This window comes from Treponema sp. C6A8 (assembly GCF_000619925.1).
GTDB lineage: Bacteria > Spirochaetota > Spirochaetia > Treponematales > Treponemataceae > Treponema_D.
In genome coordinates this window covers 772,993-787,701 of the sequence record NZ_JHVB01000001.1, presented here as the reverse complement: position 1 = coordinate 787,701, position 14,709 = coordinate 772,993, and the positions used below count along the sequence as shown (strand labels likewise).

The window sequence follows — 14,709 nt, the reverse complement described above, 5'->3', positions numbered from 1 at the left end:
CTTCTGATTTTTTATAATAAGTCTGAATAGACTTTTCCGTCTTTTTTTAATTCATCATAAAAATTGCGAAGTGATTCGCAGTCTGCACACAGGATATTTACCAGTTTTTCGCGGTTTCTGAAGTCGCTTTCCATACCAGCTGTGAAAAAGCAGCATGGATGAAGTTTGTTTAGAAGAGTATCAAGCCGCTCGCCATCGTATTCAATGTTTTCCAGCTGTAAAATCTTGGGATATTTTGTTGATTTTGGATTTTCTTCCTGCAGCCACAAAGGCTCGTTAAGTCTTTCACCCTTTCTGGCTCCGATTATCTTAATATCAATGTCCTTATATGGCTCAAGCCCGCTGAATTTTATAATCTGTTCTGCAAGGTCAATGATTTTAATCGGCTCTCCCATATCCAGAAGATATGAAATGCCGTTTTTTCCAACTCCGCCTGTCTGTAAAACAAGCGAGCAGGCTTCAGGGATTGTCATAAAATAGCGGACCATGTTTCGGTCTGTTACAGTAAGGGGGCCGCCTGTTTTTATCTGGTTCTGAAAAACAGGAAGAATTGAGCCCCGGCTTCCCAGTACGTTTCCAAAACGCACGAACATAAAGGCCTGATTTTTTGAAACTTTTTTTGAGGCGTCCAAAACAAGTTTTTCGCAGAGCATCTTGGAAACACCGTAAACACTGACTGGCGCTACTGCCTTGTCTGTGGAAATAAGGACAAATCTGCTTACCTGGTGCTTTAAGCTTGCATCAAGAAGATTTTTTGTGCCAAATACATTGTTTTCAATGGCCGCCACCTGATTTTCTTCCATCATCGGGACATGCTTGTAGGCCGCGCAGTGAAAAATTACGTCGCACTTTGTATTTTTTATGATGTAACCTACGTATTCACGGTCCCTCATATCTCCAATAATAGGGACGATAGTTGCCTTTTCGCCAACTCCTTCTGCCTGAAGCACTTTGAGTTCGCGGTAAATATTGCAGATGGAATTTTCTCCGTGGCCGAAAAGATAAAGACGTTCAGCGCCTCCGCTCAAAAGCTGGCGTGCCAGTTCCGAACCGATGGAACCGCCTGCCCCAGTAATCAAAACTCGTTTTCCGCGAAGATAGTGCAGGCTTTCCTTGAGTGAAATTGCAATAGGAGTTCTTCCCAAAATATCAAGCGGATCAATCTGGCGGGTCTGCACAAGATGGGCATCGCCGTTTATGACCTGGCTTATTCCCGGGAGAATTTTGATATTTGAAAAATGATTTTTCTGAAGGGTTGTGTAGATTTCCCTGATTCTTTCTACCGGGGCGCTTGGAATTGCGATAATTGCCTCGTCTGAATCAGAATTATTAAGGATAGATGCAACGGAAGAAATCGGGCCTAAAACAGGAATGCCATCAATCTGGGTTCCGATTATTTTTTTATCGTCATCTAAAAATGCATTTACTTTTCCAAAGATTTTTTTTCTTTTAATGTCATCTGCGATAGTCTGACCTGCAAAGCCCGCGCCAATAATGTAAATGCGTTTTTCCATTTTCCCAACCTTATAATATTTTATCATAAAAAATGCCGGTTGGAAAGTTGTAAAAAAGTCTATAAAAAAATCTAAACTCGATTCTTAAAAAGACCGAAAAGTAAGTAAGAAATAAAGAAAGGGGAAAATCATGGGAATTAAAAAATTCTTTATGTTTTTAATGGCTGCTGTCTGTTTTTCTACGGCAATTTTTGCCCGTCAGATTTCAGTTCAGATTTTGCAGCAGGATAACGCAAGCGAAGAAATCACTGAAAAATCCTATGATATAGAAACTTTTGTACTGGACGGTTTTTTTGAAAGAAATTATATCGTCACAACTTCAGAAGCTTCAATGTTCAATACAGATGCCGAGGCCCTTGATTTGTGGAAGGCTGGACTTGGCGAGGCTTTGAACGGCTCTTCAGATTATTTTGTGCAGATTGAAGTCTATTATATTAATGACGGCTCTGTGCGAAAGGCAGAATCAAAGATTGAAAAAATTGTCTGGAAGGTTGCAAGCGTAAAAACAGGACTTGTAATCAATTCTGAGACTTTATCAGAAATAAAAACAAAACCTAACGGACAGGAAGATTTGAATGCAATTGCGGCAAATCTTGTAAAAAATATAAATAATGCAATAAAGGCCTAGTGTTCTTAAGGATGGGTAGGAATATGAATAAGATTTTTTCAAAATTGACAAAACTGGCTATGCTGGCAGCGGGCGCTTTGATGCTTGCTTCTTTTAGTCCTTCTTTAGACGGAAGGGCTGTTGTCGTTGATGAGGGGGTAATGCCTTCTGGTCTTTTCGCAAAGACTGTGGGATATTTGCCGGGAGATGTCATCAGCGTTACAAATGTGGCGCAGAATAAAAATGTTGACCTTCTGGTAATCGGCGCCCTTGATGCTTCGGAAGGAGTTGCAATCATGCTTACCCCGGAAGCTGCCCAGGCCTGCGGAATTGAAAAAGATTCAAACTCAATCGTAAAGATTACAAAACGCAACGGACAGGATGACCGTGTTTATGGAAATGCGGTTATTTCTTCTGCTTCTGATAATCAGGCTGCTGCTCCTGAAAAAACTGTAAAGGATAATCCTTCTGCAGATTCTGTTGCTGAAGAAGTTTTCCAGGAAGAAGCTGTACCTGAAGTTGCTGAAGAAGCTGAAAAAAGTGACTGCGGTCCTTCTCTTGCTGATACAGAAAGAACTGAAAGTTCAGAAAATAATGCAAGTGCTTTTGCTGCCGCTCCTGTTACAGCTCCTGTTTATGAGGAAGAAGATGCTTTCCAGCCTGAAGAAGTTGCTGCTGTAAATGAGAATGAAGCTGAAACTCCTCTTATTGAAAAAGCTGAAGATACTAGAGAAGCTCAGAATCGCGCTGCAGAACACACAGAAAGTGTAATTACTGCAGCTCCTCTTGTTGAAGAAGAAGTAACTCAAACTCCTTTTGAAGAAGACCCGGTAGAGGATGTTGTAGAAGCAGAAAATACAAATACTTATGCTGAAGCTGCTCCTTTTACATATGAAGAACCATTTACTCAGATTTCTTCTTCTGATTATGATGAATCAGATGATTCTGAATCTTATGACGCAATTGTACTTGTTCCATCGGCTGCAAATCCTCCTGTGTCAGATTCTCCTTATTCTGCTTCAAGCGAAGTTTGTGAAAAATCTGAGCCTGTTTTTTCTCCATATACTCCATCAGTTTCTGCAACTCCAAAGGCTCCTGTAACAAAAGCAGACCTTACATATCAGAACTTCATGGTTTCTGGCAGCGGAGATTTGAAACGCAATTCTTACTATGTTCAGATTGCAACAATGCGGGATGATGCAAATATTCAGGAAGTTGTAAATAAATACGGAAATAATTATCCGATTACAATTGTTCCTGTAAAAAATAATTCAAAGCAGATTTTGATCGGTTCTTTGAATATGGATGAATACGCAGTTGTCCTTGAGCGCTTTAAGTCATACGGATATAAGGACGCTTTCTTAAGAAAAATAAAATAATTGACTGGCTGGAGATTTTTGATGAAAAAAACGATATTAGCAGGTTTGATTTTTTTTGCCTCTCTTACTTTGTGTGCTGCCCAGGAAACAGACGCTGAAGAAGTTTCAAATAACTCCAGCATAAATATTGATGAAATTGCAGAGGAACTGGTTTCAGAAGAAGCTGATGCCGCTTCTGACGAAATAATTGAAGAAGAAGTTGTATTTGACGCAGAAGCTTCTGACCAGGCTTTGCCTGAAAATGCAGGGGATGCTCTTCCTGATAATTTCTGGCGGGGAAAGGTTGCTCTTGCCGCTTCCAATGAGTATCCAAAAGGTCTTTTCGCAATGGCAAAAGGCTACTTCCCGGGCGACACTCTTACTGTAATCAATGGAAAAAATCAGGCTTCTGTAAATGTTTTGATTATTGGTTCTATTGAACAGTCTGATGCTGTTGGAATTAAATTTTCTCAGGAAGCGGCTGCTGCCCTTAAGATTTCTGAACAGACTGATGCAAGTGTTATTCTTGATGAAAGAATTAATCCTCCTGAAGTTCGTGAAAATGCCAGTGCCAAACTGACAGTTTTTGGTCTTGATGAAAATGATCTGGCGGCTCTTGAGCAGCCTCTTTCTATAAGTGATGACCAGGCAATTTTAAGTAAGCCTGTTGTTGTGGAAGAAAAAGCAGAAGAAAGCCCTGAAGAAGTTCTTGAAGAGGGAAGTGAGACTGAAACTGCAGCGGAAAAAGAAGAGACTCCTTCTGAACTTCCTGAATATATTGCCCTTCCTCTGGACGAAATTACTTCTGATGAAGTTGTAGATGAGGCTGAAATTGAAGCTAATACTGCAAATACTTCCGGACAGGCTTACGCACCGATTATTTTAGACCTTCCTGAATCTGTGGAAGAGACTGCAGAATATGAAGAAGAAATAATCGAAGATGTCAAAAAAGAAGAAGTTTGTGTGATAGAGGACGTAAAAGAGGAAAAAGAAGAAGAGCCTGCCAAAGAAATTTCTCAGCCAGCTCCTGTAAGTCAAGCTGCAAGTGTAGTTGAGAAAGTTGAAAAAGGTCCTCGAAAAGAGCCTGTGCCATACAAAAAACTCATTGCTGATGAAAAAATGATTCGCTCAGGTTATTACATTCAGCTTGCCTTCCTTTCGAATGAGGAAAACCTTGAAAACTTTGCCAGAAGTTATTCTCGTGATTTAAAGCTTTTCTTTATTCCTTATAAAAACGGATATAAGGTTTTTGCCGGTGTATTTAGTGAAGCTGATAAAGATATTGCGCTGGATAATATAAAAAAATCTGGCTTTAAGGACGCTTTTGTCCGTAAGCTGGGAAAATAAAAAATAGGTGCCAGGTTCTAGAGTGCAGCAAATTATAAAAATCCTGACACCTAGAACCTGAAACCTATAACCTAGATAGTATAAATCCAGCCTTCTGGAGCAGGGAGTCTGCCCATCTGGATTCCTGTCAATGTGTCGTAGATTTTCTGGAGAACTGGTCCCATTTCATCTTTTCCATCATTGAACTTAATTTCTGTTCCGTGGTCGTTGATTGTTCCAACCGGGCTGATTACTGCAGCAGTACCGCAAAGACCGCATTCTGCAAAATCCTTGAGTTCTGCCTTGTTAATCTGGCGCTCTTCAACTTCCATCTTAAGAACGTCTTTTGCTACTGTAAGAATAGAGCGGCGTGTAATAGAAGGAAGAATTGAACCTGACTTTGGAGTTACAAGTTTTCCGTCCTTTGTTACCAGAAGAATGTTTGCTCCGCCGGTTTCTTCAAGATATGTGTGAGTTGCAGGGTCTGTGTAAATGTTTTCTGCAAAACCGTTGTTGTGAGCGTCAACGATGTTGTAAAGACTCATTGCGTAGTTCAAACCAGCCTTAATATCACCAGTTCCGTGAGGAGCGGCGCGGTCAAGGTCAGAAATACGAACGGTAATAGGTTTTGCACCGCCCTTGAAGTAAGGTCCAACTGGAGTTACAAGAATGCGGAACTGATATTCATCAGCTGGTTTTACACCAATTACATTGTTTGAACCGAACATATATGGACGGATGTAAAGGGTAGCGCCGCTTCCGTAAGGTGGAACCCAGTCTTTATTTGCTTCAATTGTTTTAAGAACAGCTTCGATAAATTTTTCTTTTGGATAAACCGGCATCTGAAGGCGTTTGCATGAGTTTTCCATGCGTTCTGCGTTCAAATCAGGGCGGAAAGTGACGATATCACCGTGTTCTGTTGTATATGCCTTAAGTCCTTCAAAACAAGTCTGTGCATACTGCAAGACGCACGCACATTCGTCAATTTTAAATGAATGCTTTGAAGTGAGTTTTCCTTCATCCCATTCGCCGTTCTTCCATGTTGCTACAAAACTTTTAGAAGTTTTGATGTAGCCAAAAGGTAAGTTCGACCAGTCAAGATTTTTCTTTCCCATAGAGTCCTCCAGAGCGTGTCGCGAAAGGCGCGCTATTTTTAATTATACTTAAGTAATTTTAGTGATATTGTAATTTTTTTACAAGATTAATATTTTTCGAGTGGCTTTAATTTGCGCCATTCTTCAACCTGAGCCTGAATAACTTCTCTTGCGTCATCAAGCAGGGCGGTGCATTGGTCCTTGGTTTTAGGAGCGTCGTAGACTTTAAGAATCTTTACGCGGTATGAGCCTCTTTTGAGTTTTGTAAAAATCTTTCGTAAATCGCGAAGCTGGTATCCGCCTTCAAGGGCACAGGCAACAACTGGAAGGCCTGTAGCTTCTGAAAGCTTTCTGAATCCTGCTGAATAGAATTTTCCTACATTTCCGTCTTTTGTACGGGTTCCTTCAGGGAACAAAACAGGAATCTGATTTCTTGAAAGAACACGTTTTCCAAATTTATCAAGAACATCCATTGCTTCCATAGGTTTTGCCCGGCGTGGAATCATGCAGTGTTCATGGGCACGGAGCATTTCTGAAACAAGAGGTACGTGGCGGGCAAGGGCATCCTTTGCTACAAAGCGTACGTTTTTGTTGCGGAAAAATACCATATAAAGAGGAATATCCAGAAGGCTCTGATGATTTGAAATTACCAGAAACTGTTCAGGAAGATTTTCGCGGTTTTCATCATATTTCCAGAGGTGGAAATGCTTGTAAGTTCTGACAATGGCAAAAAGACGAGGAGCAAGGACTTCTACAATGTAATCTGAAATTTTAATGCTGAGTTTTCTTGCAAAGGGATAGCAGATGATGTTTGCAATTGTAGCAGGAATAATCATTCCTACAAGGCAGATTACAGATATAAAACTTGACATAGAAGCTCCGTAAATTTACGTTTTTATCTGTAATATTATAAATTATATTCAATCAAAAATAAAGCCATTGATTTTGTTTGTAAGCTCAGAAAGAGGCTCGTAAAGTCGTTTGCATTCAGGCATTGAGCTTGTAAAAATGCTTCCGTAGCGTTTTTCGTAAATGCGGCGGTCCAAAACTACGACAACGCCCTTGTCGTCACTTCTGCGGATAAGGCGGCCTATTCCCTGGCGGAATTTGATTACTGCTTCCGGCACGCTTAATTCCATGAAGGAGTTGCCGCCACGTTTTTTGATGGCATCGCTTCGGGCTGTAAAAACCGGATCATTTGGAACGGTGAAGGGGAGTTTTACAATAATTACCTGCATAAGCGAGTCGCCGGGAACATCTACTCCCTGCCAGAAAGAATCTGTTGCAAAGAGTACGCTTTCTGCTTCTTCCTTGAAGGCCTCCAGAAGACGGCCCGGATCATCTTCTCCCTGACGCATAATTCTGCCCTTAAAGCCTTTAAGATAAGTCTGGCAGGCTCTGTGGGCGCTGTAAAGGGAATCCCGCGAGGTAAAGAGAACAAGAGTTCTTCCTTCTGCGGCCTGAATCAGGCGGGGAATTGCCATTTCTATATACTGCTGATATTCCATGCTGTCTGCCATTGGCGCGTCGTTTGGCACTGCAAAAAGCATGTTTTTTTCGTAAGGGAATGGAGATGGAAAATCAAGGCAGCGGATGCGCTCTTTTTCTGCAAAGGTAACGCCCGTTCTGTTCATCCAGTAGTAAAAATCGCGGCCGGTACGCAAGGTTGCAGATGTAAAAATAACGCTGGACATAGGTTCAAAAACACCGGAGTTCATCATGCCGGAAATTTCAAGCGGAGTAGAAGTTAATGTGATGTAATCAGGGCTTGTGTTCTCCATAGCCATGGCTGGTGGAAGGCGTTTTTTCTGAATCCAGTAAACGTTTTCGCGCTTTTCATCCCAGGAGCAGAAGGATTTTAACAAAAGAACATAGCCTTCAAGTCTGCGGACTACAGTTTTTGATTCCCACCAGGCAGGCGTATCTTTGTCATCATCATCAATTCCTTCCATTATAAGATGAATCAGGTCGGTAAACTGTCCAAGGCTCTGGGCAAGCTCTCCAATTGCAACAAGGGCCGGGCCAAAATCGCGGGCGGTCAGCTCGTAAAGGCGTTTTGTATTTTCGTTTCCCAAAAGATCCATGCAGGAAATTTCAAAATTAAGGATGTCGTTTTTAATTTTTGCAACGATTTCTCCTGCAAGTCCGGCCTTTTCTTCATTAGAAGAAAGAAGAGCCAGCGTAAAAAGATGACCTGATTCTGCATTCTTTCGTCTGCGGTACATCTGGTTAAGCAGCTTGTTGATTTTAAAGCGGGTAAAAGATTCGCTGAAAAATGATGTGGCGGCGCTTTCGATTCCGTGGGCTTCGTCAAAAACAATGCGGCGGAAGGGTGGAAGAACTGCCGTGTCGTCGTAACCGGCTCCTTCTATGCGCGATTCAATATCTGCAAACAAAAGGTGATGATTTACTACTATAATATTTGCGTCGGCGGCTTCTTTCCGAACTTTCATGACGTAGCATTCAGCATGATAAGGACAGCGCATTCCCATGCAGGCGTCGCTTTCCGAATTTACGCGGCTCCATACGCTTTCTGACGGCATAAAAGATAAATCACTGCGGCTGCCGGTAGAAGTTTCCTTTTCCCAGGCAGTGATTTTATCCATTTCTTCTATATCATTATCAAAAAGATCTCGCGTGGCTCCTGCGTCTGAAAGGCGGCGTTTGCAGATATAATTCTGGCGGCCTTTCATCAAAATGTATTTAAAATGAAGGCCTGTGATTTTTTCTACGGCGGGCAGGTCTTTTTCACAAAGCTGCTGCTGAAGGTTGATTGTTCCCGTGCTTACGATTATTCGTTCTTTATTTTTCAGCGCCCACAAAACTGCGGGGATAAGATAGGCGTAAGATTTTCCAACGCCTGTTCCCGCTTCAAAAACGCCAAGGCAGTTATTATTAAAGGCTGATGCAATATTTTTCAAAAGTTCAATCTGAACGGGACGCTCTTCAAAGTTTTTAGAAATTTTAGAAAGCGCGCCCCCCTGGCTGATGTAGCCTCCGGCTTCTTCTATATCAAGTTTCTGGATTTTGCGGGCTTTTACAGGTTCTACGACAACGTAAATTTCTGTAACGGAATTATTGATGATGTAAAAGCCCTGGGCGTTTTCGCTTGCGTTTGCGGCTACTCCCAAATCTGCGTTGGAAGGGGTAAGGTTTCCGCCCGGGTGGTTATGAATTAAAACGGATGTTTTTGAAAGATTCTGCGCGTCAGAAAAATTTACGGTTACAGTGTGCTCGTTTCCGCGGGAGCCGACTTTTATTTCTGTAACAAGCCCTGATTCGTCGATGCTGCCTGTAAAAAATACTTCGTTTCCGCCTGCATTTTTTATTTCGCGTCTGAGTTCTTCTCTTACACTGTCTGAAATGTATTTAGAAATTTCCACCCTTTTTTAATTTCCCGCAAAGACTTATTTAATTGCATATTACACGAGGATTTTTGCGAAGCAAAAAGACCTCGCAGAAAATGAAAAAGGGTATCCGTTTGGATACCCTTTTTCATTTTCATCTCCTAGCAGAATTGAACTGCTGTTGTCGGGATGAAAACCCGATGTCCTAACCACTAGACGAAGGAGACATGCACTCTTGGTGAGTGATGTTTAGTATATTATCAGCAGTTTAAAAAATGGTCAATAGCAAAATACGAAAAATTCAAAAAATTTTTATAAATTTTATTATTTACAGATATTCACACTTGAACAGAAGTTTGTAATTTGTTAATATCTTCAAAGTTAACTAATTATTTTTTGGGGGTCTCCAATTGGCAAGAAAACAGTCATCTGCAGAGAAAAGACACGCTCAGAGCGAAGTTCGTAGACTTCATAATAAAGCTATCAAAAGCACTTGCAAAACTTATGCAAAACAGTTTGTAGAAGCTGTACATGCAAAAGATGAAAAGCTCGCTGAAGAAAAATTTAAGAAACTTCAGAAAGAACTTGATAGCGCTCGCAGCAAGGGTGTACTTAAGAGAAATGCAGTTTCACGCAAGAAGTCAAGAATGATGAATCTTTTCAACGCTACTTTCAAAGCAGCAAAATAGTTTTTGTTAAATCATTCACAAACCCAGTTGGATAATCTCCAGCTGGTTTTTTTTTATCAGTTTAGTAAATTAAAAAGGTATTATGGAATCAAGTAAAATAAGAAAAATCGATCTGATTAATTCAATCTACGAAAAAACAGGATTCGATAAGCAGGATATTCAGTCTGTGGCTGATAAACTTTTTGATGAAATCAGTCTTGCCTTGCAGAATGGTTCTACAATTGAACTTCGCGGATTTGGAACTTTTGAACCTCGCCTTAGAAAGGGTCGTGAGGTTGCCCGTAATCCAAAAACAGGTGAACTTTGTAAAGGTCTTCCTCATTATGTTGCTGTATTCCGTCCAGGCCGTGATCTTCGTCAAAATATGTTAAAAATTGATTCAAATATCGACACGAAGGTAAAATAAAGGTTATAATAATTAAATATGATGGAAAAAGATTCAGAAAAACAGAATGTTACTATAATCGGAGCTGACACAGAATTAGATGGAGTTTTGGAATTTAAAGACCATCTCATTATCACCGGAAAATTTTCCGGCACTATTAATGCTCCTACAGGCGATCTTGAAATTACAAAAACTTCTGAATGTAACGTTACTGATATTTCTGTAAAATCTTTGGAAATCTCGGGAAAAGTAAAAGGCAATTTGACTGCTACTGAACGTGTTGAAATCTTCAACGGAAGTACAGTAGACAGTGATATTAGGACAGCTCGCCTTAGAATTGCAAATAACGTTGATTACAGCGGAAAAGTTTCTATGCTGGAAAAAGAACCTGACATTGATTTGTTCTCTGTCGTTTCTTCTGAGTTCAAGCAGGCTCTTGTTGTTCACGCAGACGTTGTAAAATAATTTTGTTGACTTGATAGCGACTTTGAATGTAAAATAAAAATACAAGTTATAAATAATCTGATTTTTTTTATTATTTTTTTTGTTTTGAAAATCCCTGAAATTATTATTTATTAGATATAGATAGATAAAATCTTTTTATTAAACACATGGAGTATTTTTAATGGCACCATTAAGAAGAAAAACTTCGGAAGAAAAGGCTGCACAGGAAACAGAGCAGCAGGCATTTGATTTTGATAATTCTTCCGAAAACGCTGTGGCAGAGCAGGCTTCCGCTTCTGATTTTTCAGAAGAAGCTGTTTCTGATGATTCTCAGAATGTGCAGGATTCACAGGAAGCTGACAATTCTGAGCAGGCGCAGACAGAAGAATCTGCAGGTGAGGCAGGGGACGCTGCAAAGGTTATTGTAAAACGCAAAAGAATCGTAAAAAAAGCAGAAGATAAAGACAGTTCAGAGCGCTCAGAAGAGCACGGATTCAATTCTTATAAAAACAATCAGAACAGAAAACAGGGCGGATTTAATAAAGGCGGAATGTCTCGTCGTCCTTATCAGCCGCGCCAGTCTTACGGTACAACAAGCTATCCGACTCCAAGCGGGGAAGTTGCGCCGGAAATTATGGCAGCTGCTGCATCTGCCGCAGAAGCAGGCGAGGATAATACAGGAAGACCAAGTCTTTTAATCAATGATTTGACATTGAAATCTATGCCTGAGCTTCGTGAGCTTGCAACTCAGTATGGTTTTACTGCTGATGACCTTGCTCCAATGAAAAAGCAGGATTTGATTTTTGTAATTTTGAAGGCCCATACAGAGCATGGCGGAATTATTTTTGCTTCCGGCGCTTTGGAAATCCTTCCTGACGGCTACGGCTTCCTCCGCAGTCCTCAGAACTCCTACCTTCCTGGTCCTGATGATATTTACATCAGCCCAAGCCAGATCAGACTTTTCAATCTTAAAACAGGTGATACAGTTTACGGACAGACAAGAAGCCCGAAAGAGGGTGAGCGTTTCTTTGCCCTGCTTAGAATTGAAAGCGTAAACTTTGACGAGCCTCGCATTGCACAGACTCGTGTTCCTTTTGAAAACCTTACACCGCTTTACCCACAGGAAAAACTTCGTCTTGAAACAGTTTCTACAGAAGTTTCAACACGTATTGTTGACCTCTTTGCTCCAATCGGAAAAGGTCAGCGTCTTTTGATTGTTGCTCCTCCAAAAGCCGGTAAAACAATTTTGATGCAGAAAATTGCAAATGCAATCACAACTAATAACCCGGAAGTTTACCTTATCGTTCTTTTGATTGATGAGCGTCCTGAGGAAGTTACCGAAATGGAACGCGCTATCAAGGGAGAGGTTATTTCTTCTACTTTTGATGAGCAGGCTACCCGCCACGTTCAGGTTGCAGAAATGGTACTTGAAAAGGCTAAGCGCCTTGTTGAACATAAACGCGACGTTGTAATTTTGCTTGACTCTATTACCCGTCTTGCCCGCGCTTACAACCAGACTGTTCAGACTTCTGGAAAGGTTCTTTCTGGTGGTGTTGATTCAAACGCTTTGTTCAAGCCAAAACGCTTCTTTGGTGCTGCCCGCAACGTAGAAGAGGGCGGTTCTTTGACAATCATTTCTACTGCTTTGATTGAAACCGGTTCGCGCATGGATGAGGTTATTTTTGAAGAGTTCAAGGGAACTGGTAACTCAGAAATCGACCTTGACCGCAAACTCGCAGAACGCCGTCTCTTCCCTGCAATCAATATCAAAAAATCTGGTACCCGTAAGGAAGAGCTTTTGCTTACAGAAAGTGAACTTCAGAAAATCTGGATTTTGCGTAAGGTTCTTAACCCGATGGAAGATGTTGACGTTACAGAGCTTATTCTTGACCGCATGAAGAAGAGTAAGACTAATGAAGCCTTCCTTCTTAGTATGAATGCCGGTACTGCTGGTATTGACGGTTAGGTGATAGGTGCTAGGTTTTAGGTTCTAGGTGCCAGATGCATAAAATATGCGGAGCGCGGTAAGGTTATTATTTTGGAAGATAAAAGCCTTGCGCGAGGGAGCATGACATGAAGCAAAAACATTCTGATTGTGGAGTGCCGCGGGAGCGGCACGGTAAATAGTTTCTTTGCCACAATCAGCATGTAGCGCGATATCGCGCGGTTTTGATTCATGGCATGCGACCGGGAGCGATGGTGTTTAGATTTCTGGGGGAAATAGCGGTTATCCGCGGAAGCATTTTTTTTTTGTAGCCTGCATATACAACTATGTTGACTTATATCCGCTTTTTTTGTTATATTTATACAACTAATTTTATCTTGTGATATTATTTTTGTAATTTTAGTTGACGGTAGCGGAATGATGGAAGTTATTTGAAATCTGCTTAGCACTTTCAGATGACAAGCCAGGGGCGGCCGGGCGTAATATCGGGCAAGAAACAGGAGTTTTTTATGAAAAAGGGAATCCACCCAGATTACAAAATGACAAAAATTACTTGCGTTTGCGGTAATGTTATCGAAACACGTTCAACTGTAGAGAACATCCACGTTGAAATTTGTTCAGCTTGCCACCCATTCTATACTGGTAAGCAGAAACTTGTTGATACTGCAGGTCGTATCGATCGCTTCAACAAACGCTACGGAATCAAAGCAGAAAACAAGTAAAGCTGATAATCGAAAATCCGTTAAAAAACGAGCCGACAGGGTCGTTTTAGGATTATCGAGAAAAATAGCTCAGAGGCAAGCTGTGCTTGCCGACTTTAATAGGCAGTCAAATTGACTGCCTTTATTTTTTTTAACTATTAAGTGTAATCGACCAGGCCTTGTGGCATTTTGTGCCTTCAAAATCCTTTGGAATTGAAGCAGCCGTGATGTCTGTAACAGTGACCTTATCCTTCTGCGGAATCTTTTCGGCGTCAAAAATGAGTTTTGTGCTGTTTGTAGAAAAATAAAGGGTGCCTTTTGACGAGAGCAGTTTTACGCACTGTTCAATAAGTTTGGGCCAGTCGCGGTTGATGTCCAGGACATTTGCAGTTGATTTTGAATTGCTGAAAGTAGGCGGATCAAGAATGATAATGTCAAACTTTTCTTTTTCATCATCAGAAGAGTTTTTTACCTTTTCATAAAGCCAGGAAATTACATCAGTTTTTGTAAAGATATAGTTTTTGCCCTTAAAACCGTTGAGCTCAAGATTTTCTTTTGCCCAGCTTAAATAAGTGTTTGAAAGGTCGAGAGATTCTACATATTTTGCGCCGCCGCTTGCTGCGTAAACAGAAAAACTTCCTGTGTAGCAGAATAGGTTGAGAACTCGCTTACCGCCAGAAATTTCGCGTACTTTAGCGCGCAGAGGGCGGTGGTCAAAGAAAAGTCCTGTATCAAGATAAGAACCAAGATTGATTTTGAAAAGCTGTCCCTGCTCCTGAATAAGGGAAGTAAATTCCTGAGAAGCTTCTTCTGACTTTTCATACTGGCTTGTGCCTTTCTGCTGGCGTCGTTCCTTTTTGATTATGTGGCTTACAGGAATGTTTAAAGCGCTTGCTGCCTGTTCTGTCATAAGGTTAAACCAGATTTCTTCTTCTTCGGCTGGTTTTTCATAAGGGCGTTCATAAAGATAGAGTACGGCAAAACGGCGTTCTTCTATTTCTTTTTCTACCAGCGGATCATTTGCGGAAATGCGGGCGTTCTGTTCTGATAAAAAGCGGGCGCATTCAATTGTGCTGTCTACGCTTGACGGAAGAAATTCATATACATCAAGGGAAAGTGGAACTTCAGGAATGTCGCGGTCGTAAAGGCGGTAACAGGAAATGCGGTTTTTACGTGCCCACTTGCGGAGTTCCTTATATTTTTTTTTCAGGCGGTTTGTAAAAAGCTGGGCCTGATATGAATTTTTTTCAGCAATTTCTTCAATCATAATGATTTAACCTTATCACATTTTTAGTATTT

General features: G+C 41.0%; 13 protein-coding genes and 1 tRNA gene. 8 read left to right on the top strand and 6 right to left on the bottom strand.

The genetic code is table 11. From position 1 onward, the window contains the following. Positions 1-11: 11 nt before the first annotated feature. A complete protein-coding gene (locus T530_RS0103495) occupies positions 12-1,541 on the bottom strand; it encodes a nucleoside-diphosphate sugar epimerase/dehydratase (protein ID WP_038073341.1) in 1,530 nt (509 codons plus the stop codon). Between the two features lie 103 nt (positions 1,542-1,644). Here T530_RS0103495 and T530_RS0103490 point away from each other — a divergent pair, with 103 nt between their 5' ends. From T530_RS0103490 to T530_RS0103480, 3 genes are read left to right on the top strand one after another with little or no spacing between them, the layout of a single operon-like run. Continuing rightward, positions 1,645-2,142 carry a hypothetical protein gene (locus T530_RS0103490; RefSeq protein WP_027727834.1) on the top strand — a complete coding sequence of 166 codons (498 nt, stop codon included), beginning with the start codon at positions 1,645-1,647 and terminating at the stop codon, positions 2,140-2,142. 23 nt (positions 2,143-2,165) lie between these two features. After that, complete coding sequence (locus T530_RS0103485) at positions 2,166-3,500, top strand: hypothetical protein (RefSeq protein ID WP_027727833.1); 1,335 nt, start codon at positions 2,166-2,168, stop codon at positions 3,498-3,500. A 21-nt stretch (positions 3,501-3,521) separates the two neighbouring features. Continuing rightward, complete coding sequence (locus T530_RS0103480) at positions 3,522-4,826, top strand: SPOR domain-containing protein (protein WP_027727832.1); 1,305 nt, start codon at positions 3,522-3,524, stop codon at positions 4,824-4,826. Between the two features lie 71 nt (positions 4,827-4,897). Here T530_RS0103480 and T530_RS0103475 read toward each other — a convergent pair whose 3' ends face one another. From T530_RS0103475 to T530_RS0103460, 4 genes are all read right to left on the bottom strand, one after another. After that, positions 4,898-5,932: a branched-chain amino acid aminotransferase gene (locus T530_RS0103475; RefSeq protein ID WP_256380928.1), complete on the bottom strand. Its 1,035-nt coding sequence runs from the start codon at positions 5,930-5,932 to the stop codon at positions 4,898-4,900. A gap of 74 nt (positions 5,933-6,006) precedes the next feature. Beyond that, the gene (locus tag T530_RS0103470; protein ID WP_027727830.1) at positions 6,007-6,771 is read right to left on the bottom strand and encodes a 1-acyl-sn-glycerol-3-phosphate acyltransferase; all 765 of its coding nucleotides are present in this window, start codon (positions 6,769-6,771) and stop codon (positions 6,007-6,009) included. A gap of 48 nt (positions 6,772-6,819) precedes the next feature. Further along, positions 6,820-9,282: a helicase C-terminal domain-containing protein gene (locus T530_RS0103465; protein WP_027727829.1), complete on the bottom strand. Its 2,463-nt coding sequence runs from the start codon at positions 9,280-9,282 to the stop codon at positions 6,820-6,822. A 119-nt stretch (positions 9,283-9,401) separates the two neighbouring features. Continuing rightward, positions 9,402-9,473, bottom strand: a tRNA-Glu gene (locus T530_RS0103460). A 183-nt stretch (positions 9,474-9,656) separates the two neighbouring features. Here T530_RS0103460 and rpsT point away from each other — a divergent pair. The 5 genes from rpsT (at position 9,657) to rpmE (ending at position 13,431) form a co-directional block, all read left to right on the top strand. Continuing rightward, positions 9,657-9,935 (top strand): 30S ribosomal protein S20, encoded by a 279-nt coding sequence (gene rpsT, locus T530_RS0103455; protein WP_009107265.1) that lies wholly within the window; start codon positions 9,657-9,659, stop codon positions 9,933-9,935. Between the two features lie 82 nt (positions 9,936-10,017). Next, the gene (locus T530_RS0103450) at positions 10,018-10,341 is read left to right on the top strand and encodes an HU family DNA-binding protein (RefSeq protein WP_027727828.1); all 324 of its coding nucleotides are present in this window, start codon (positions 10,018-10,020) and stop codon (positions 10,339-10,341) included. Between the two features lie 18 nt (positions 10,342-10,359). Further along, a complete protein-coding gene (locus T530_RS0103445; RefSeq protein WP_027727827.1) occupies positions 10,360-10,785 on the top strand; it encodes a polymer-forming cytoskeletal protein in 426 nt (141 codons plus the stop codon). Positions 10,786-10,945: 160 nt separating this feature from the next. Further along, the gene (gene rho / locus T530_RS0103440) at positions 10,946-12,730 is read left to right on the top strand and encodes a transcription termination factor Rho (RefSeq protein ID WP_027727826.1); all 1,785 of its coding nucleotides are present in this window, start codon (positions 10,946-10,948) and stop codon (positions 12,728-12,730) included. Positions 12,731-13,218: 488 nt separating this feature from the next. Then, positions 13,219-13,431 (top strand): 50S ribosomal protein L31, encoded by a 213-nt coding sequence (gene rpmE, locus T530_RS0103435; protein WP_027727825.1) that lies wholly within the window; start codon positions 13,219-13,221, stop codon positions 13,429-13,431. A 130-nt stretch (positions 13,432-13,561) separates the two neighbouring features. On the opposite strand, the gene T530_RS0103430 is transcribed toward rpmE, so the two are convergent. Beyond that, positions 13,562-14,677, bottom strand: coding sequence for a class I SAM-dependent methyltransferase (locus tag T530_RS0103430; RefSeq protein WP_027727824.1), 1,116 nt, complete (start codon positions 14,675-14,677; stop codon positions 13,562-13,564). Positions 14,678-14,709 lie beyond the last annotated feature (32 nt).

What these genes read in the sequence shown, in the direction of transcription:
- T530_RS0103495 (WP_038073341.1), bottom strand. Translation starts at nt 1,541, where the DNA reads ATGATAAAATATTATAAGGTTGGGAAAATGGAAAAACGCATTTACATT.
- T530_RS0103490 (WP_027727834.1), top strand. Translation starts at nt 1,645, where the DNA reads ATGGGAATTAAAAAATTCTTTATGTTTTTAATGGCTGCTGTCTGTTTT.
- T530_RS0103485 (WP_027727833.1), top strand. Translation starts at nt 2,166, where the DNA reads ATGAATAAGATTTTTTCAAAATTGACAAAACTGGCTATGCTGGCAGCG.
- T530_RS0103480 (WP_027727832.1), top strand. Translation starts at nt 3,522, where the DNA reads ATGAAAAAAACGATATTAGCAGGTTTGATTTTTTTTGCCTCTCTTACT.
- T530_RS0103470 (WP_027727830.1), bottom strand. Translation starts at nt 6,771, where the DNA reads ATGTCAAGTTTTATATCTGTAATCTGCCTTGTAGGAATGATTATTCCT.
- T530_RS0103450 (WP_027727828.1), top strand. Translation starts at nt 10,018, where the DNA reads ATGGAATCAAGTAAAATAAGAAAAATCGATCTGATTAATTCAATCTAC.
- T530_RS0103445 (WP_027727827.1), top strand. Translation starts at nt 10,360, where the DNA reads ATGATGGAAAAAGATTCAGAAAAACAGAATGTTACTATAATCGGAGCT.
- rho (WP_027727826.1), top strand. Translation starts at nt 10,946, where the DNA reads ATGGCACCATTAAGAAGAAAAACTTCGGAAGAAAAGGCTGCACAGGAA.
- rpmE (WP_027727825.1), top strand. Translation starts at nt 13,219, where the DNA reads ATGAAAAAGGGAATCCACCCAGATTACAAAATGACAAAAATTACTTGC.
- T530_RS0103430 (WP_027727824.1), bottom strand. Translation starts at nt 14,677, where the DNA reads ATGATTGAAGAAATTGCTGAAAAAAATTCATATCAGGCCCAGCTTTTT.